Genomic DNA, 18,795 nt, shown 5'->3' with positions numbered 1-18,795 from the left:
GAATGCCCACATGTCTGATTTGAAAACTGCCGCTCTCGAATATCACGCCCATCCTCGTCCAGGGAAGCTGAGTGTCGAGCTCACCAAGGCCACCGCTACCGCCCGCGACCTGTCGCTGGCCTACAGCCCCGGCGTAGCCGAACCAGTACGCGAAATCGCCCGCGATCCTGAACTGGCCTACAAATACACCGGTAAAGGCAACCTGGTTGCAGTCATTTCCGATGGCACCGCGATTCTGGGCCTGGGTAACCTCGGCCCATTGGCTTCCAAGCCAGTCATGGAAGGTAAAGGCGTGCTGTTCAAGCGCTTCGCCGGCATCGACGTTTTCGACATCGAAGTCGACTCCGAAAGCCCGCAAGCCTTCATCGACACCGTCAAACGCATCTCCATCACTTTCGGCGGCATCAACCTGGAAGACATCAAGGCACCTGAGTGCTTTGAGATCGAACGCGCTCTGATCGAGCAGTGCGACATTCCGGTGTTCCACGATGACCAGCACGGTACTGCGATCGTTACCGCGGCCGGCATGATCAACGCCCTGGAAATCGCGGGCAAAACCCTGGCTGACGCCAAGATCGTCTGCCTGGGCGCCGGTGCTGCCGCCATCTCCTGCATGAAATTGCTAGTGAGCATGGGCGCCAACATCGAAAACATCTTCATGGTTGACCGTACCGGCGTGATCCACTCCGGCCGTGACGACCTGAACCAGTACAAGGCTGTCTTCGCTCACGCGACCGACAAGCGCACCCTGGCTGACGCCCTGGCCGGTGCAGACGTGTTCGTTGGCCTGTCCGGCCCGAACCTGCTGAGCGCTGAAGGCCTGAAGTCCATGGCGGCCAACCCGATCGTGTTCGCGTGCTCGAACCCTGATCCGGAAATCGCTCCGGAGCTGGCTCACGCCACCCGTGACGACGTGATCATGGCGACCGGCCGTTCGGACTACCCGAACCAGGTCAACAACGTCCTGGGCTTCCCGTTCATCTTCCGCGGTGCCCTGGACGTTCGCGCCAAGCGCATCAACGAAGAGATGAAAGTGGCTGCCGCCAACGCCCTGCGCGAACTGGCCAAGCTGCCGGTACCTCAGGAAGTATGCGACGCCTATGGCGGTATCAAACTGGAGTTCGGTCGTGAGTACATCATTCCGAAGCCAATGGATGCCCGTCTGATCACCGTGATCTCCGATGCCGTGGCCAAGGCTGCGATCGAGACCGGTGTGGCGACCCTGCCGTATCCGAAGAACTACCCGCTGAAAAGCGTGGATGACGTGTTCAACGGCTAAGCCGTTGTAGCGCTTCAACACAAAGCCCTGGCTCTAACGAGTCGGGGTTTTTTATTGCCTGTTTGTTTTTGTGTTGTTTGTCAGGTCCTTTTCGCGAGCAGGCTCGCTCCCACAAGGTTCTGCGTTGTACACAAATCCACTGTGGGAGCGAGCCTGCTCGCGAAGGCGGTCTGACAGGCAGCCAATAAAAAGCCCCGCGCTTCTCTCGAAGGCGGGGCCTTTTGATATGGCTGTGCGATCAGAACAAATCGATCGGCGCCGCTTCATCCGCTGGCAGCGGGCTGCCCGGCGCATTGCCGTTGCCCAGCTCGTTGATCGATGGCGGTGTGTCTTCGGCCTTGAACAGCTCGAAGTAGGCGCCAGGGGTGCCTGGGGTGGCGGCACGACCGCTCACCGGGTCAACCCGCAGGCTGAGGATGCCTTCCGGTTCCGGTTGAGTGTGGGGCGGCTTGTCTTTGAGGGCGGCGCCCATGTAGCTCATCCAGATCGGCAGGGCGACCGTACCGCCGAACTCGCGTTTGCCCAGGCTTTCCGGCTGGTCGAAACCGGTCCAGACGGTGGTCACGTAATCGGCGTTGTAGCCCGAGAACCAGGCGTCCTTGGATTCGTTGGTCGTACCGGTTTTGCCTGCAATGTCGGGGCGCCCCAGAGCCAGTGCGCGGCGACCGGTGCCCAGTTTGATCACATCCTCAAGCATGCTGTTGAGGATGTAAGTGGTGCGACCATCGACGATGCGTTCGGCCACTGCCGGCGCTTGAGGTACAGGCAGGCCCGGAGCTTCACCCGGCGTCGCGTTGACCGTAAAGGCTTCGGCGGTCGGGGCGGCAATGCCATCCGTGACGACATCGCCTTTCGGTACGCTCGGCGGGTTGGCAACGAACAGCGTGTCGCCGTTACGGCTTTCGATCTTGTCGATGATGTACGGGCTGACCTTGTAGCCGCCGTTGGCGAAGGTGCTCCAGCCGGTGGCGATTTCCATGGGCGTCAGGGTCGCGGTGCCCAGGGCCAGGGACAGGTTGCGTGGGAGGTCCTGCTTGTTGAAGCCGAATTTGCTGATGTAGTCGATGGTGCGATCGACGCCCAGCGCCTGCACCAACCGGATCGATACCAGGTTGCGCGACTTGTACAACCCTTCACGCAGGCGGATCGGGCCGAGGAACGTGTTGGTGTCGTTCTTCGGACGCCAGACCTTGTCCAGGTACTCGTCGACGAACACGATCGGTGCGTCGTTCACCAGGCTGGCGGCGGTGTAGCCGTTATCCAGCGCAGCGCTGTAGACGAACGGCTTGAAGCTCGAACCCGGTTGACGCTTGGCCTGCAGGGCGCGGTTGTAGTTGCTTTGCTCGAAGGCGAAACCACCGACCAGCGAGCGAATGGCGCCGTTCTGCGGATCAAGGGAAACCAGTGCGCCTTGTGCCTGCGGGATCTGGCTGAACTTCAGCGAATTGTCCGGTTGGCGCTGGACACGAATCAGGTCACCGACCTGGGCAACATCCGACGGCTGCTTGGGATTGGCGCCCATGCTGTTGGTGTTCAGGAACGGTCGCGCCCATTTCATGCTGTCCCAGCCGATGTGTTCGTCACCGGTGCGGGTCATGACTTGCAGGCCGTTCTTGTCGACCTGGGTGACGATGGCCGGCTCGAGGCTGCTGATGGTGCGCTGCTTGGTCAGTTCGATTGCCCAGGCCTCACGGGTCTTGCCCGGCAGGCGCGACTCGGGACCGCGATAACCATGGCGCTGATCGTAGACCATCAAGCCTTCGTGGACCGCAGTGTTGGCCATTTCCTGCAGGTTGCTCGGCACGGTTGTCGTGACACGGAAACCCTCGGTATACGCGTCGCTGCCATAGCGGCCGACCATTTCGGCGCGGGCCATTTCAGCGATGTACGGCGCGTTCACTTCCGGCGTCGGCACGTGATAACTGGCGTTGAGTGGCTCATTGATCGCGGTGGTGTAGTCGGCTTCGGTGATTTTCCCGAGCTTGTACATGCGCCCCAGGATCCAGTCGCGGCGTTCCTTGCTGCGGGCAGGGTTGGCCAGCGGGTTGAAGCGTGACGGGGCTTTGGGCAGGCCGGCGATCATGGCCATCTGCGCCAGGCTGACGTCGCGAATCGACTTGCCGTAATAGACCTGCGCCGCCGCCTCGATGCCATAGGCGCGGTTACCCAGGTAGATCTTGTTGACGTACAGCTCGAGGATCTCGTCCTTGGTCAGCTGCCGTTCGATCTGCAGGGCCAGGAGGATTTCGGTGGTCTTGCGCGAGAAGCTGCGTTCGCTGGTCAGGAAGAAGTTCTTCGCCACCTGCATGGTGATGGTGCTACCGCCCGACTGAATGTGTCCGCTTTTTACCAATTGTGTGGCGGCACGCATCAGGCTGCTGGGATCGACGCCATAGTGGTTGGCGAAATTGTCGTCTTCAGCACTTAGTAACGCATTAATGAAATTGGGGGGAATGTCGGCGAAACGGATCGGTGTGCGGCGCATTTCGCCAAATTCTGCGATCAACTTGTTGTCGCTGCTGTAGACCCGTAAAGGAATCTGCAACTGGATGCTTCTCAGCGCCTCTACGGACGGTAATCCAGGACTAAGGTAGAGAAACGCGCCACTCAGACCAAGGAGCAGTCCGCAGAAAACGGCGACGATGGACCAACCGAAAAATTTCAGCAGACGAATCAAGGCTTTGGGATATCCAGGGCAAAGAATGAATGAGGCATCAGGGTTCAGGTTAAAAGGAGAACGACCCGCGCTTGAAGTAAAAATCGGAAAAAAACGCTGGGCATTATAAGCATTTTTCCGTCGAGAGCGTCATTGGCGCTGCCGGCAGGACGGGCGGTTTGAACGCAATGGATATTACAGAGTCCGTAACTCACGGATAGTCATAGGGAATTGGTAGTGCTAGGACTCTTCAATAAAAAGGCCAATACGCTTCTGGGAATCGACATCAGTTCCACGTCGGTAAAGCTTCTGGAGCTAAGCCGTCAAGGCGACCGCTACCGGGTCGAGGCCTACGCTGTAGAGCCGCTGCCCGCCAGCGCTGTGGTCGAGAAAAATATCGCTGAACTCGAAGGCGTGGGTCAGGCACTCGCGCGCGTGCTGATCAAGGCCAGAACCAGCCTCAAGAACGTCGCCGTGGCCGTGGCCGGTTCGGCGGTGATCACCAAGACCATCGAGATGGACGCCGGCCTTTCCGACGACGAGATGGAAAACCAGCTGAAGATCGAGGCCGATCAATACATCCCTTATCCACTGGACGAAGTGGCCATTGACTTCGAAGTCCAGGGCGCGTCGGCGCGCAACCCCGAGCGGGTCAATGTGCTGCTGGCGGCTTGCCGCAAGGAAAACGTCGAAGTCCGTGAAGCGGCCCTCGCGCTGGCTGGCCTGACCGCTCGCGTGGTCGATGTCGAGGCCTATGCGCTGGAGCGGTGTTACGGCTTGCTGGCGGGTCAACTGGCCAACTTTCAGGGGCGTCCCACGGTGGCGGTGGTCGACATCGGTGCGACCATGACCACGCTCAGCGTGCTGCACAACGGGCGGATCATCTACACCCGAGAACAGTTGTTCGGCGGCCGTCAGCTGACCGAAGAAATCCAGCGGCGTTATGGCCTGACCCTCGAACAGGCGGGGCTGGCGAAGAAGCAGGGCGGTCTGCCGGACGATTACGTCAGCGAGGTGTTGCAGCCGTTTCGCGATGCGCTGGTGCAGCAGGTATCGCGTTCATTGCAGTTTTTCTTCGCCTCCGGTCAGCACAACCCGGTGGATCACATCCTGTTGGCCGGCGGTACCGCGTCGGTCCCGGGACTGGATCGGTTGATCGAACAGCAATTGGGGACGCCGACGCAGGTGGCCAACCCGTTCTCCGACATGACCCTGAGCAGCAAGGTCAACGCCGGTGCCCTGGCCAGTGATGCACCGGCACTGATGATCGCCTGCGGGCTGGCCCTCAGGAGTTTCGACTGATGGCGCGGATCAATCTTTTACCTTGGCGCGAGGAGCTGCGTGAAGAACGCCGCAAACGCTTTTTGCTGGCGCTGGCCGGCGTGCTGGTCGGCGCCGTAGGGGCGGTGTTGATCGCGCATCAAGCCATCAACGGCACCATCGATCGGCAAGTCGCGCGTAATGATTACATCGGCAAACAGATCGCCGTGGTCGACGAGCGGATCAAACAGATCAGCGAACTGAAGGCTCGTCGCCAGCAACTGGTCGAGCGCATGCGCATCATTCAGGACTTGCAGGGTAACCGTCCGATCAGCGGGCGGATCTTCGATCAGTTGGCGCGTACATTGCCGGACGGGGTGTATTTCACCGAGGTGAAAATGGCTGGCAAGTCTTTGTCCATCACCGGCGCGGCAGAGTCCAACAATCGTGTTTCGGACCTGATGCGAAACCTGGATGCGTCGGACTGGTTCGATGCGCCGACCCTGACGGAGGTCAAGGCGACCACCGCCGGTCAGCTGGATCAGGCCAATGTCTTTCAATTAACCGTTCGTCAGACTCAGCCTGCCGCTGCGGAGGGCGGCCAATGACTCCGTCTGAATGGTTTGAGGGCCTGCGCAAGATCGACATCAACGACCTGGACACCAACAACATGGGTTCCTGGCCAGCAGCCATCAAGGCGCTGGTGGGTATCCTGCTCATGATTCTGGTGCTGGCGCTGGGTTACAGTTTTTCCATCAGTGACCTTGAGGACCACCTCGAACTCAAGCGCGAGGAAGAGTCGACCCTCAAGGAGCAATTTGCCACCAAAGCCCACATGGCGGCGAACCTGGAGCTGTATACCCAGCAGATGAAGGAAATGGAGAATTCCTTCGGCGTGCTGTTGCGGCAACTGCCCAGTGATACCGAAGTGCCCGGCCTGCTGGAGGACATCACTCGCACGGGGCTTGGCAGTGGCCTGGAGTTCGAAGAGATCAAGCTGTTGCCGGAGGTCGCCCAGCAGTTCTACATCGAACTGCCGATCCAGATCACCGTCACCGGGGCCTATCACGACCTGGCCACGTTCGTCAGTGGCGTGGCCGGGCTGCCGCGGATCGTCACCCTGCATGACTTCGACCTTGCGCCAGCCAACCCCGAGGGGGGGCCGAAGTTGCGCATGAGCATCCTGGCCAAGACCTACCGCTACAACGACAAGGGACTGCAAAAATGAGCCCGATTCGTTGTTTTTCGATGGTCGCCTTGCTGGTCGGCCTGGCCGGCTGTGGCGGCGACAATGACGTCAGCGACCTGGACGCGTACATGAACCAAATGCGTTTGCGTGCGCCAGGCAAGATTGAACCAACGCCGACATTCCGGTCTTACCCAACATTCACCTACAACGCCGCCAACCTGCGAAGTCCGTTTTCCCGACAGATCAAAGTCGATCTGGCCGGCCAGAAGCACGGCGCTCGCAACGTCAAACCTGACCCCGATCGGGTCAAGCAGTACCTCGAAGGTTTCAACATCGAGCAGTTTGAAATGGTTGGCACGATCTCCAACGCGACCGGCTCCTTTGCGCTGCTGCGGGGGGCGGGCGGTGTGCATCGGCTGAAAGTCGGTGATTACCTGGGGCGTAACGATGGACGGATCGTCGCGATCAGCGGCTCGCAAGTCGATGTGGTCGAAATCGTTCCCGACGGCGAAGGTGCCTGGCTGGAACGGCCGCGGACTATCCCTTTGAAAGAGCACTCATAGTGGAACTCGAAAAATGAACAGGATTTTCTCAACCTTCGGTATTTCGCTATGGATAGCGTTGCTGTCGCCGATGGTACAAGCGGCCAACCTCAAAGCGCTGGATGTCGCCGCGCTGCCGGGGGACCGCGTCGAGTTGAAGTTGTCATTCGATGGGCCGCCCCCGGCGCCCCACGGTTACACGACGGAATCGCCTGCACGGATTGCGCTGGATCTGCCTGGTGTGGTCAGTCAGCTGGCGAGCAAGACGCGTGACCTGGGCAGCGGTAATGCCCGCAGCGCCACGGTGGTTGAGGCCAAGGACCGCACGCGGTTGATCATTAATCTGACCCAATTGACCCCGTACAACGCACGAGTCGAAGGCAACAACCTGCTCGTGGTTGTCGGGCAGGGGGCCAATAAAGCGCCGTCCAGGCCAGCCGCTGATCCGCCGCGCGCCGCCACTGCAACTCCGGTGCCCGCCAAGGCTCATGCACCGGCGGGCAAGGCCATCCGTGGCGTGGATTTCCAGCGCGGCACCCAGGGTGAAGGCAATGTGGTCATCGACCTGTCAGATCCGTCCATTGCACCGGACATTCAGGAGCGCGACGGCAAGATCATCCTTGGTTTCGCCAGAACCCAATTGCCCGAACCGTTGCGGGTGCGCCTGGACGTCAAGGATTTCGCAACGCCGGTGCAATTCGTCAACGCCAGCACTACAGGTGACCGGGCGACGATCAGCATCGAGCCCAGTGGCGCCTTCGACTATTCGACCTACCAGACTGACAACAAGCTGACCGTCAGCATCCGGTCGATGACCGGGGACGACCTGCAGAAGCGTAACGCTGAACACTTTGCCTACAGTGGGGAAAAGCTCTCGTTGAACTTCCAGGACATCGATGTGCGCTCCGTGCTGCAACTGATCGCCGATTTCACCAACCTCAATCTGGTGGCCAGCGACACAGTGCAGGGCGGCATCACCCTGCGCCTGCAAAATGTACCTTGGGATCAAGCGCTGGACCTTGTGCTGAAAACCAAAGGCCTGGACAAGCGCAAGATCGGCAACGTCCTGCTGGTGGCGCCGGCCGATGAAATTGCCGCTCGCGAGCGCCAGGAACTCGAGTCGCAGAAGCAGATCGCCGATCTGGCGCCCCTGCGCCGTGAGCTGCTGCAGGTCAATTACGCCAAGGCTGCGGATATCGCCAAGCTGTTCCAGTCGGTGACCAGTGCCGAGGCGAAAGTCGACGAACGTGGCTCAATCACGGTCGATGAACGAACCAACAACATCATTGCCTATCAGACCCAGGATCGCCTCGACGAGCTTCGCCGTATCGTTGCGCAACTGGATATCCCGGTGCGACAGGTGATGATCGAGGCGCGAATCGTCGAAGCCAACGTCGACTATGACAAAAGCCTGGGTGTTCGCTGGGGCGGTTCACTACAGAACAAGGGCAACTGGAACACGTCCGGCGTCAGCAACGGCGCTGACGCTTCGTCGACTATCGGTACGCCCGGCAGCACCAGCACCAACTCGCCGTTTGTCGACCTCGGCACCGCCGCCAACACCTCGGGGCTCGGCATCGCCTTCATCACCGACAATGTGCTGCTGGATCTTGAGCTGACGGCCATGGAGAAAACCGGCAACGGGGAAATCGTCTCACAGCCTAAGGTCGTCACGTCCGATAAGGAAACCGCGAAAATCCTCAAGGGCACGGAGATTCCCTATCAGGAAGCCAGCTCCAGCGGCGCCACCTCGGTGTCATTCAAAGAGGCCTCACTGTCGCTGGAAGTGACGCCACAGATCACTCCCGACAACCGGATCATCATGGAGGTCAAGGTCACCAAGGATGAGCCGGACTACCTGAACAAGGTCCAGGACGTGCCGCCCATCAAGAAAAACGAGGTCAACGCCAAGGTTCTGGTCAATGACGGCGAGACCATCGTGATCGGTGGGGTTTTCTCAAATACTCAGAGCAAGGTTGTAGATAAGGTGCCATTTCTCGGTGATGTGCCGTATCTTGGCCGCCTTTTCCGGCGTGATGTGGTTTCGGAGAAAAAATCCGAGCTGCTGGTGTTTCTCACTCCGCGTATCATGAACAATCAGGCGATTGCTGTGAGTCATTGATTCTGTGCGAAATTTGATTCTTGTTGGACCGATGGGGGCTGGAAAAAGCACCATCGGCCGGTTGCTGGCCAAAGAGCTGCGCCTGCCGTTCAAAGATTCCGATAAGGAAATTGAATTGCGCACGGGCGCCAATATCCCGTGGATTTTCGATAAGGAAGGCGAACCGGGCTTTCGTGACCGCGAGCAGGCGATGATTGCCGAGCTGTGCGGATGCGATGGCGTGGTGCTGGCGACCGGTGGTGGCGCGGTCATGCGCGAAGCCAATCGTCGGGCGCTGCACGCCGGTGGTCGGGTGGTTTATCTGCATGCCTCCGTCGAGCAACAGGTCGGCCGCACCTCACGCGACCGCAATCGGCCACTGTTGCGCACTGCTGATCCGGCGAAGACCCTTAGGGATCTGCTGGCGATTCGCGATCCGCTTTATCGGGAAATCGCCGACCTGGTGGTGGAAACCGATGAGCGGCCGCCGCGAATGGTGGTGCTCGATATTCTCGAACGCTTGCAGCAGCTACCTCCCCGTTAAAGCGAGGCGCGAAATGCGCTATCCTCGGGACCCCGTCATGGCCGCGCAAGGTTGTGGCGGATAGCTACCGAACGGCGTCACACCAACAGATGCCCTGGACACTCGATAACTCAAGGCAGGACGCCTGATTCCATCTTCACTGTGGGGACACATGCAGACACTCAAGGTCGATCTAGGCGAGCGCAGCTACCCGATTCATATTGGCGAAGGTTTGTTGGATCAGCCTGAGCTGCTGGCCCCGCATATCCGCGGGCGGCAAGTGGCGATCATCTCCAACGAAACCGTTGCGCCGCTCTATCTTGAACGTCTGACCCGCAGCCTTGCGCAGTTTTCGGTGGTTTGCGTGGTACTTCCCGACGGCGAAGCCTTCAAGACCTGGGAAACCCTGCAACTGATTTTCGACGGTCTGCTGACCGCACGGCACGACCGTCGCACCACGGTCATCGCCCTCGGTGGCGGTGTGATCGGTGACATGGCCGGTTTTGCTGCCGCCTGCTACCAGCGTGGCGTCGATTTCATCCAGGTCCCGACCACGCTGCTGTCGCAAGTCGACTCCTCGGTGGGCGGCAAGACCGGGATCAATCACCCCCTGGGCAAGAACATGGTCGGCGCCTTCTATCAGCCAAACGTGGTGCTGATCGATACCGCCACCCTCAATACCCTGCCGGCCCGCGAACTGTCCGCGGGGCTGGCGGAAGTCATCAAGTACGGGTTGATCTGCGACGAGCCGTTCCTGACCTGGCTCGAAGAAAACGTCGATCGCCTGCGCGCCCTGGACCAGGTCGCCCTGACCTACGCCATCGAGCGTTCTTGCGCGGCCAAGGCTGCGGTGGTCGGTGCTGACGAGAAAGAGACGGGTGTGCGTGCCACGCTGAACCTGGGTCACACCTTCGGCCACGCCATCGAAACCCATATGGGCTATGGTGTCTGGCTCCATGGTGAGGCGGTGGCTGCTGGCACCGTAATGGCTTTGGAAATGTCCGCACGCCTGGGCTGGATCAGCGAGCAAGAGCGCGATCGCGGCATTCGCCTGTTCCAGCGCGCCGGCCTGCCGGTTATCCCGCCTGAAGAAATGACGGAAGCTGATTTTCTCGAACACATGGCAATTGACAAGAAAGTGATCGACGGTCGTTTGCGCCTGGTGCTGCTGCGCCACATAGGCGAAGCGGTGGTGACCGACGATTATCCGAAAGAGGTTTTACAGGCCACGCTGGGAGCGGATTACCGCGCCCTGGCTCAGCTTAAAGGTTAATAAGATCCCGATGACTAGTTTGCATGCCGACGAGGCTTTCCTCGGCCATTACCAGTTGAGTCATGACCCTTTTGCTCCACGGGTGCCTGGCTTCAAATTCTTCCCGGCCCAGCGCAAACCGGTGCTGGGACAACTGCATCACCTGGCACGCTACAGCCAGTTGCTGCTGGTGGTCACCGGCCCGCAAGGCAGTGGCAAGACCCTGTTGCGTCAGGCCCTGGTGGCCAGCACCAACAAACAATCTGTTCAGAGCGTGGTGGTTTCCGCCCGTGGCGCCGGTGATGCAACTGGCGTACTGCGCCAGGTGGCTCAGGCGCTGAACGTCGCGCAGGCCGAGGTCGGCGCGATTCTGGCTCAGGTCGTTCAGCTTGCTCTCACGGGGCAGGAAGTCTATTTGCTGGTGGATGATGCCGAGCAACTCGACGAATCGGCCCTGGAAGCCTTGCTGGCCTTGGCCGCCGGCGCACCGGAAGGTCGTCCGCATGTGTTCCTGTTCGGTGAGTCGTCGCTGATTGCTCAACTTGAGGCGCTGAGCCTTGAGGAAGAGCGTTTCCATGTCATCGAGTTGCAGCCTTACACCGAAGAAGAAACCCGCGAATATCTGGACCAGCGGCTCGAAGGCGCTGGCCGGGGTATCGAACTTTTCACTGCGGATCAGATCTCTGATATTCACGAAAGCTCCGACGGTTGGCCTGGCAACATCAACCAGGTTGCCCGCGATGCAATGATCGAAGCCATGATTGCCAGCCGCTCAGCGGTCAAGCGTCCAAGTATGGGGTTCAACATGCCGAAGAAACACGTATTGGCGATATCCGCCGTCGTCGTGGTCGCGGTAGCCGCCGCCTGGTTGATGCCGGGTCGTAGCAAAGCACCGACCACGGGGGTACCTGCCAACGAACAGGCACAACTGCCGCTCGGCCAGGGCACGCCACAACCTAACAGCGGCGGTGCGCCTGCCGTCGAATTCGCCGGTAACTCGCAACCGATGCCATTGCCACTGGTCGGTAATTCGCAGCCGGTCATGCGCGGGCCGTTGGCCGAAGCTGCCGGTGGTATCACCGAAGGCGACGATGGCGTGCCGGTCGAGGGTTCCAGCGATACGCCGCCGACTGTGACCACCACTGCTCCGCCAGCGGGCATCCCGGCCGGTCCTGCGCCGACGCCAGCCGCCAAGCCGACGCCTGCGCCGACCCAGATCGCTACCGCCAAACCAGCCCCGGTACCTGCCGTGAAGCCGGCTCCAGCGCCAGCCAAGTCAGCCGTTGCTGCCAAACCTGCCGAGAAACCAACCACCGTGGCCAAGGCCGCTGGTGGCACCTGGTACGCCGGGCAACCTACGAGCAATTACGTAGTGCAGATCCTCGGCACCAGCTCCGAAGCAACCGCGCAATCCTTCGTGAAGGAGCAGGGCGGCGAGTACCGTTATTTCAAGAAAGTCCTCAACGGCAAGCCGCTTTACGTCATCACTTACGGTAGTTTCGCCAACCGCGATGCAGCCGTTACCGCCATCAAGGCCTTGCCAGCGAAGGTTCAGGCTGGTAAACCTTGGCCTCGCACTGTCGCCAGCGTCCAACAGGAACTGGCAACAACTCGCTGAAGATTCGGCGGCCTTACCCAGGCCGCCTCTCCCGGCACCTCAAAATTTCTGCAAGCGCATGCCGCCTCTCAAGGCCGCGTGCCTTGTGGTGTCTGCGTCACAGTAGTCTTTGAGTCGTAGCGGTCAAAATTAAAAAAGTTTTGACTAGCACAGCAGATCGCTTTAAACCTTTCACAAATGCGACATAGATTTGCGACATTTCGTCGTCAAATTTGTGAGCCTCTGTGTCGGTGTGTACAATGACCTCCCTTTTGCCCCCGCAAAGCTGGCGTACGTTCGGCGTGGATGGCAAGTGGTTGAATTGAAAAGAAATTTGCTTCGATAAGAAGCAGCCTGGTGAGAAAGTGTCTATGAAAGCAGGTCTGTACCAACCAGATGAATTCAAGGATAACTGCGGTTTCGGCCTGATAGCCCATATGCAGGGCGAGCCCAGTCATACCCTTTTGCAAACGGCCATCGAGGCCCTGACCTGCATGACCCACCGCGGTGGGATCAACGCCGACGGCAAGACCGGTGACGGTTGCGGTCTGCTGATTCAAAAGCCGGATGTGTTCCTGCGTGCGATCGCCCAGGAAACCTTCGGCGTCGAATTGCCCAAGCAATATGCGGTGGGCATGGTCTTCTTCAACCAGGATCCGGTCAAAGCCGAAGCTGCTCGCGAAAACCTGAACCGCGAGATCCTGGCCGAAGGCCTGCAACTCGTCGGCTGGCGCAAAGTGCCTATCGACACCAGCGTCCTCGGCCGCCTGGCCCTTGAGCGCCTGCCGCAGATCGAACAGGTCTACATCGGCGGTGAAGGCCTGAGCGATCAGGACATGGCGATCAAGCTGTTCAGCGCCCGTCGTCGCTCGTCCGTGGCCAACGCCGCCGACGTCGATCACTACATCTGCAGCTTTTCCCACAAGACCATCATTTATAAAGGCCTGATGATGCCGGCGGATTTGACCGCCTTCTATCCAGACCTCAGCGACCAGCGCCTGCAAACCTCGATTTGCGTGTTCCACCAGCGCTTCTCCACCAACACCCTGCCGAAATGGCCGCTGGCTCAGCCGTTCCGCTTCCTCGCCCACAACGGCGAGATCAACACCATCACCGGCAACCGCAACTGGGCCCAGGCCCGTCGCACCAAGTTCACCAACGATCTGATGGATCTGGAAGAACTCGGCCCGCTGGTCAACCGTGTCGGCTCCGACTCCTCCAGCATGGACAACATGCTCGAGCTGATGGTCACCGGTGGTATCGACCTGTTCCGTGGCGTGCGGATGATCATTCCGCCTGCGTGGCAGAACGTCGAAACCATGGACCCGGATCTGCGCGCGTTCTACGAATACAACTCGATGCACATGGAACCGTGGGATGGCCCGGCCGGCGTGGTAATGACCGACGGTCGTTACGCGGTGTGCCTGCTCGACCGTAACGGTCTGCGCCCGGCACGTTGGGTCACCACCAAAAACGGGTTCATCACCCTGGCCTCGGAAATCGGTGTCTGGAACTACCAGCCTGAAGACGTGATCGCCAAGGGCCGCGTTGGCCCGGGCCAGATCTTTGCCGTGGACACCGAAACCGGTCAGATCCTCGACACCGATGCCATCGACAACCGCTTGAAGTCCCGTCATCCGTACAAGCAATGGCTGCGCAAGAATGCCCTGCGCATCCAGGCGACCATGGAAGACAACGACCACGGTTCAGCGTTCTACGACGTCGACCAGCTCAAGCAGTACATGAAGATGTACCAGGTCACGTTCGAAGAACGCGACCAAGTGCTGCGTCCGCTCGGCGAGCAAGGCTATGAGGCCGTAGGTTCGATGGGCGACGATACGCCGATGGCCGTGCTGTCCCAGCGCGTGCGCACGCCGTACGACTATTTCCGCCAGCAGTTCGCGCAGGTCACCAACCCGCCGATCGACCCGCTGCGTGAAGCCATCGTCATGTCGCTGGAGATCTGCCTCGGTGCCGAGCGCAACATCTTCCAGGAGTCGCCGGAACACGCCTCGCGCGTGATCCTCAGCTCGCCGGTCATTTCCCCGGCCAAGTGGCGCTCGCTGATGAACCTCGATCGTCCGGGCTTCGAACGCCAGATCATCGACCTCAACTACGACGAAAGCGTCGGCCTCGAAGCCGCGGTGCGTAACGTCGCCGATCAGGCTGAAGAAGCCGTTCGCGCCGGTCGCACGCAGATCGTGCTGAGTGACCGTCACATCGCCCCGGGCAAGTTGCCGATCCACGCTTCCCTGGCCACCGGTGCGGTGCACCACCGCCTGACCGAAAAAGGCCTGCGTTGCGATTCCAACATCCTCGTGGAAACCGCTACCGCTCGCGACCCGCATCACTTCGCGGTGTTGATCGGTTTCGGCGCCTCGGCGGTCTATCCGTTCCTAGCCTACGAAGTGCTGGGTGACCTGATCCGCACCGGTGAAGTACTGGGCGACCTCTATGAGGTGTTCAAGAACTACCGCAAAGGCATCACCAAAGGCCTGCTGAAAATCCTGTCGAAGATGGGCATCTCGACCATCGCTTCGTACCGTGGTGCGCAGCTGTTCGAAGCCATCGGCCTGTCCGAAGAAGTCTGCGACCTGAGCTTCCGTGGCGTGCCGAGCCGCATCAAGGGTGCGCGTTTCGTCGATATCGAAGCCGAGCAGAAAGCCCTGGCTGCCGAAGCCTGGAGCCCGCGCAAGCCGATTCAGCAGGGCGGTTTGCTGAAGTTCGTCCATGGTGGCGAATATCACGCGTACAACCCGGACGTGGTCAACACCCTGCAAGCCGCTGTGCAGCAGGGCGACTACAGCAAGTTCAAGGAATACACGGCGCTGGTGGACAACCGCCCGGTGTCGATGATCCGCGACTTGTTCAAAGTGAAGACTTTGGACACGCCGCTGGACATCAGCGAGATCGAACCGCTGGAATCGGTGCTCAAGCGCTTCGACTCCGCCGGCATCTCCCTTGGCGCGCTGTCGCCGGAAGCCCACGAAGCCCTGGCTGAAGCCATGAACCGCCTCGGTGCGCGTTCCAACTCCGGCGAAGGCGGCGAAGACCCGGCGCGTTACGGCACGATCAAGAGCTCGAAAATCAAGCAGGTTGCGACTGGCCGTTTCGGGGTGACCCCGGAATACCTGGTCAACGCTGAAGTGCTGCAGATCAAGGTCGCTCAGGGCGCCAAGCCCGGCGAAGGTGGTCAACTGCCAGGCGGCAAGGTCAACGGTCTGATTGCCAAGCTGCGTTACGCAGTGCCGGGCGTGACCCTGATTTCGCCTCCGCCGCACCACGATATCTATTCCATCGAAGACTTGTCGCAGCTGATTTTCGACCTGAAACAGGTGAACCCGAAGGCCCTGGTCTCGGTAAAACTGGTAGCAGAAGCGGGCGTCGGCACTATCGCTGCTGGTGTGGCCAAGGCCTATGCGGACTTGATCACCATCTCCGGCTACGATGGCGGCACCGGCGCATCGCCGCTGACCTCGATCAAATACGCGGGCGCTCCGTGGGAACTCGGCCTGGCCGAAACCCACCAGACCCTGCGCGGCAACGACCTGCGCGGCAAAGTCCGGGTGCAGACCGACGGCGGCCTGAAAACCGGCCTCGACGTGATCAAGGCTGCCATCCTCGGCGCTGAAAGCTTCGGCTTCGGCACCGCGCCAATGATCGCGCTGGGTTGCAAATACCTGCGCATCTGCCACCTGAACAACTGCGCCACCGGCGTCGCGACTCAGAACGAGAAGCTGCGCAAGGATCACTACATCGGTACCGTCGACATGGTGGTGAATTTCTTCACCTACGTCGCTGAAGAAACCCGTGAGTGGCTGGCCAAGCTGGGCGTGCGTTCCCTCGAAGAGCTGATCGGCCGTACCGATCTGCTGGAAATCCTCGAAGGCCAGACCGCCAAGCAGAATCACCTGGACCTGACTCCGTTGTTGGGCAGCGATCACATCCCGGCAGACAAGCCTCAGTTCTGCCAGGTTGACCGTAACCCGCCGTTCGACAAAGGCCTGCTGGCCGAGAAAATGATCGGCATGGCCACCTCGGCCATCAACGACATGAGCGGCGCCGATTTCGCCCTGGATATCTGCAACTGCGACCGTTCCATCGGCGCACGGATCTCCGGTGAAATCGCGCGCAAGCACGGCAACCAGGGCATGGCGAACGCGCCGATCACCTTCCGCTTCAAAGGGACGGCCGGTCAGAGCTTCGGTGTGTGGAACGCCGGCGGCCTGAACATGTACCTCGAAGGCGACGCCAACGACTACGTCGGCAAAGGCATGACCGGCGGCAAGCTGGTCATCGTTCCGCCGAAGGGCAGCGTCTACAAGACTCAGGACAGTGCCATCATCGGCAACACCTGCCTGTACGGCGCCACCGGCGGCAAGCTGTTCGCCGCCGGCACGGCGGGCGAGCGTTTCGCAGTGCGTAACTCCGGTGCTCACACCGTGGTTGAAGGCACTGGCGATCACTGCTGCGAGTACATGACCGGCGGTTTCGTCTGCGTGCTGGGCAAGACCGGTTACAACTTTGGCTCAGGCATGACCGGCGGTTTCGCCTACGTGCTCGACCAGGACAACACCTTCGTTGACCGGGTCAACCACGAACTGGTGGAAATCCAGCGGATCAGCGGTGAGGCGATGGAAGCCTATCGCAGCCACCTGCAGCGCGTGCTGGACGAATACGTCGCGGAAACCGACAGCGAGTGGGGTCGTAACCTCGCTGAAAACCTCGATGACTATCTGCGTCGTTTCTGGCTGGTCAAGCCCAAGGCTGCCAACCTGAAATCGTTGCTTTCCAGCACCCGTGCCAACCCGCAGTGATATGCGCCTGAAGAGTTTGATGAGGTTTTAACAATGGCTGAACGTCTGAATAACGACTTCCAGTTCATCGATGTCGGGCGCAAGGATCCGAAGAAGAAACTGTTGCGTCAACGCAAGAAAGAGTTCGTGGAAATCTACGAACCCTTCAAACCCCAGCAGTCGGCCGATCAGGCCCACCGCTGCCTGGGTTGCGGTAACCCGTATTGCGAATGGAAGTGCCCGGTGCACAACTTCATTCCGAACTGGCTGAAGCTGGTGGCCGAGGGCAACATCCTCCAGGCCGCCGAGCTGTCGCACCAGACCAACACCCTGCCGGAAGTCTGCGGCCGGGTGTGTCCGCAAGATCGTCTGTGCGAGGGTGCTTGCACCCTCAACGACGGCTTCGGCGCGGTGACCATCGGTTCGGTCGAGAAGTACATCACCGACACCGCGTTCGCCATGGGCTGGCGCCCGGACATGTCCAAGGTCAAGCCGACCGGCAAGCGTGTCGCGGTGATCGGCGCGGGCCCTGCCGGCCTTGGCTGTGCCGACGTGCTGGTACGCGGCGGCGTGACCCCGGTGGTGTTCGACAGGAATCCGGAAATCGGCGGTCTGCTGACCTTCGGCATCCCCGAGTTCAAGCTGGAAAAGACCGTGCTGAGCAATCGCCGCGAAGTCTTCACCGGCATGGGCATCGAGTTCCGCCTGAACACCGAAGTGGGCAAGGACGTGACCCTCTCGCAACTGCTCGAAGAATACGATGCCGTGTTCATGGGCATGGGCACCTACACCTACATGAAGGGCGGCTTTGCCGGTGAGGACCTGCCGGGCGTCTATGACGCGCTGGACTTCCTGATTGCCAACGTCAATCGCAATCTGGGCTTTGAAAAGTCGCCGGAAGATTTCGTCGACATGAAAGGCAAGAAGGTGGTGGTGCTGGGTGGCGGCGACACGGCGATGGACTGCAACCGTACGTCGATTCGTCAGGGCGCCAAGTCGGTGACCTGTGCGTATCGTCGTGACGAAGCGAACATGCCGGGCTCGCGCAAAGAGGTGAAGAACGCCAAGGAAGAAGGCGTGAAATTCCTCTACAACCGCCAGCCGATCGCCATCGTCGGTGAAGACCGCGTCGAAGGTGTGAAGGTAGTCGAGACCCGTCTTGGCGAACCGGACGCCCGCGGCCGTCGCAGCCCTGAGCCGATCCCGGGTTCCGAAGAGATCATCCCGGCCGATGCCGTGGTCATCGCTTTCGGTTTCCGTCCAAGCCCGGCTTCGTGGTTCGAGCAGTTCAGCATCCAGACCGACAGCCAGGGCCGCGTCGTAGCCCCGGAACAAGGCCAGTACAAGCACCAGACCAGCAACCCGAAAATCTTCGCCGGTGGCGATATGGTTCGTGGTTCCGACCTGGTGGTGACGGCGATCTTCGAAGGCCGCAATGCCGCTGAAGGGATCCTGGATTACCTGGGCGTCTAACCAGGCTATCTGAATTGAGAACTGCTGGTTCTTGATTTGGAATGGGATCAATTGTGGGAGCGAGCCTGCTCGCGATAGCGGTAGATCAGTCAATAGAGATGTTGAATGTGAAGCCCTCATCGCGAGC

At 60.2% G+C, this 18,795-nt stretch carries 12 protein-coding genes; 11 read left to right on the top strand and 1 reads right to left on the bottom strand.

Annotated features, from left to right (window positions below):
• Window positions 1-10 precede the first annotated feature (10 nt).
• Window positions 11-1,279 carry a malic enzyme-like NAD(P)-binding protein gene (locus ACYZUD_RS21790; protein WP_090176589.1) on the top strand — a complete coding sequence of 423 codons (1,269 nt, stop codon included), beginning with the start codon at window positions 11-13 and terminating at the stop codon, window positions 1,277-1,279.
• 238 nt (window positions 1,280-1,517) lie between these two features.
• Here ACYZUD_RS21790 and ACYZUD_RS21785 read toward each other — a convergent pair whose 3' ends face one another.
• Window positions 1,518-3,953 carry a penicillin-binding protein 1A gene (locus tag ACYZUD_RS21785; protein WP_462025088.1) on the bottom strand — a complete coding sequence of 812 codons (2,436 nt, stop codon included), beginning with the start codon at window positions 3,951-3,953 and terminating at the stop codon, window positions 1,518-1,520.
• Between the two features lie 219 nt (window positions 3,954-4,172).
• On the opposite strand from ACYZUD_RS21785, the gene ACYZUD_RS21780 reads away from it, so the two are divergent.
• The 10 genes from ACYZUD_RS21780 to ACYZUD_RS21735 all read left to right on the top strand — a co-directional run bounded on the left by ACYZUD_RS21780 (window position 4,173) and on the right by ACYZUD_RS21735 (window position 18,668).
• Window positions 4,173-5,237 (top strand): pilus assembly protein PilM, encoded by a 1,065-nt coding sequence (locus ACYZUD_RS21780; RefSeq protein WP_462020094.1) that lies wholly within the window; start codon window positions 4,173-4,175, stop codon window positions 5,235-5,237.
• The gene (locus ACYZUD_RS21775) at window positions 5,237-5,803 is read left to right on the top strand and encodes a PilN domain-containing protein (RefSeq protein WP_462020093.1); all 567 of its coding nucleotides are present in this window, start codon (window positions 5,237-5,239) and stop codon (window positions 5,801-5,803) included. The genes ACYZUD_RS21780 and ACYZUD_RS21775 overlap by 1 nt, the downstream gene beginning before the upstream one ends.
• Complete coding sequence (pilO, locus tag ACYZUD_RS21770; RefSeq protein WP_462020092.1) at window positions 5,800-6,423, top strand: type 4a pilus biogenesis protein PilO; 624 nt, start codon at window positions 5,800-5,802, stop codon at window positions 6,421-6,423. Before ACYZUD_RS21775 ends, pilO begins: the two co-directional genes overlap by 4 nt.
• Window positions 6,420-6,947: a pilus assembly protein PilP gene (locus ACYZUD_RS21765; protein WP_462020091.1), complete on the top strand. Its 528-nt coding sequence runs from the start codon at window positions 6,420-6,422 to the stop codon at window positions 6,945-6,947. Before pilO ends, ACYZUD_RS21765 begins: the two co-directional genes overlap by 4 nt.
• A 13-nt stretch (window positions 6,948-6,960) precedes the next feature.
• Entirely contained in the window at window positions 6,961-9,048 is a 2,088-nt protein-coding gene (pilQ, locus tag ACYZUD_RS21760; protein WP_462020090.1) for a type IV pilus secretin PilQ, read from the top strand.
• 4 nt (window positions 9,049-9,052) lie between these two features.
• Window positions 9,053-9,571 (top strand): shikimate kinase AroK, encoded by a 519-nt coding sequence (gene aroK, locus ACYZUD_RS21755; protein WP_010464421.1) that lies wholly within the window; start codon window positions 9,053-9,055, stop codon window positions 9,569-9,571.
• Between the two features lie 151 nt (window positions 9,572-9,722).
• Window positions 9,723-10,823: a 3-dehydroquinate synthase gene (gene aroB / locus ACYZUD_RS21750; RefSeq protein WP_462020089.1), complete on the top strand. Its 1,101-nt coding sequence runs from the start codon at window positions 9,723-9,725 to the stop codon at window positions 10,821-10,823.
• Between the two features lie 10 nt (window positions 10,824-10,833).
• On the top strand, window positions 10,834-12,420 hold the full coding sequence (locus ACYZUD_RS21745) for an AAA family ATPase (protein WP_462020088.1): 1,587 nt from the start codon (window positions 10,834-10,836) through the stop codon (window positions 12,418-12,420).
• A gap of 350 nt (window positions 12,421-12,770) precedes the next feature.
• Window positions 12,771-17,216: a glutamate synthase large subunit gene (gltB, locus tag ACYZUD_RS21740; protein ID WP_462025087.1), complete on the top strand. Its 4,446-nt coding sequence runs from the start codon at window positions 12,771-12,773 to the stop codon at window positions 17,214-17,216.
• Window positions 17,217-17,249: 33 nt separating this feature from the next.
• Entirely contained in the window at window positions 17,250-18,668 is a 1,419-nt protein-coding gene (locus ACYZUD_RS21735; RefSeq protein WP_462020087.1) for an FAD-dependent oxidoreductase, read from the top strand.
• Window positions 18,669-18,795: the final 127 nt, after the last annotated feature.

The sequence above is a fragment of the Pseudomonas sp. XS1P51 genome, from assembly GCF_054897845.1.
Note: the sequence above shows the minus strand (reverse complement) of the source record. Positions and strands in the feature narration are given on the sequence as shown.

What these genes read in the sequence shown, in the direction of transcription:
- ACYZUD_RS21745 (WP_462020088.1), top strand. Translation starts at nt 10,834, where the DNA reads ATGACTAGTTTGCATGCCGACGAGGCTTTCCTCGGCCATTACCAGTTG.
- ACYZUD_RS21735 (WP_462020087.1), top strand. Translation starts at nt 17,250, where the DNA reads ATGGCTGAACGTCTGAATAACGACTTCCAGTTCATCGATGTCGGGCGC.
- gltB (WP_462025087.1), top strand. Translation starts at nt 12,771, where the DNA reads ATGAAAGCAGGTCTGTACCAACCAGATGAATTCAAGGATAACTGCGGT.
- ACYZUD_RS21765 (WP_462020091.1), top strand. Translation starts at nt 6,420, where the DNA reads ATGAGCCCGATTCGTTGTTTTTCGATGGTCGCCTTGCTGGTCGGCCTG.
- pilO (WP_462020092.1), top strand. Translation starts at nt 5,800, where the DNA reads ATGACTCCGTCTGAATGGTTTGAGGGCCTGCGCAAGATCGACATCAAC.
- aroB (WP_462020089.1), top strand. Translation starts at nt 9,723, where the DNA reads ATGCAGACACTCAAGGTCGATCTAGGCGAGCGCAGCTACCCGATTCAT.
- pilQ (WP_462020090.1), top strand. Translation starts at nt 6,961, where the DNA reads ATGAACAGGATTTTCTCAACCTTCGGTATTTCGCTATGGATAGCGTTG.
- ACYZUD_RS21790 (WP_090176589.1), top strand. Translation starts at nt 11, where the DNA reads ATGTCTGATTTGAAAACTGCCGCTCTCGAATATCACGCCCATCCTCGT.
- ACYZUD_RS21775 (WP_462020093.1), top strand. Translation starts at nt 5,237, where the DNA reads ATGGCGCGGATCAATCTTTTACCTTGGCGCGAGGAGCTGCGTGAAGAA.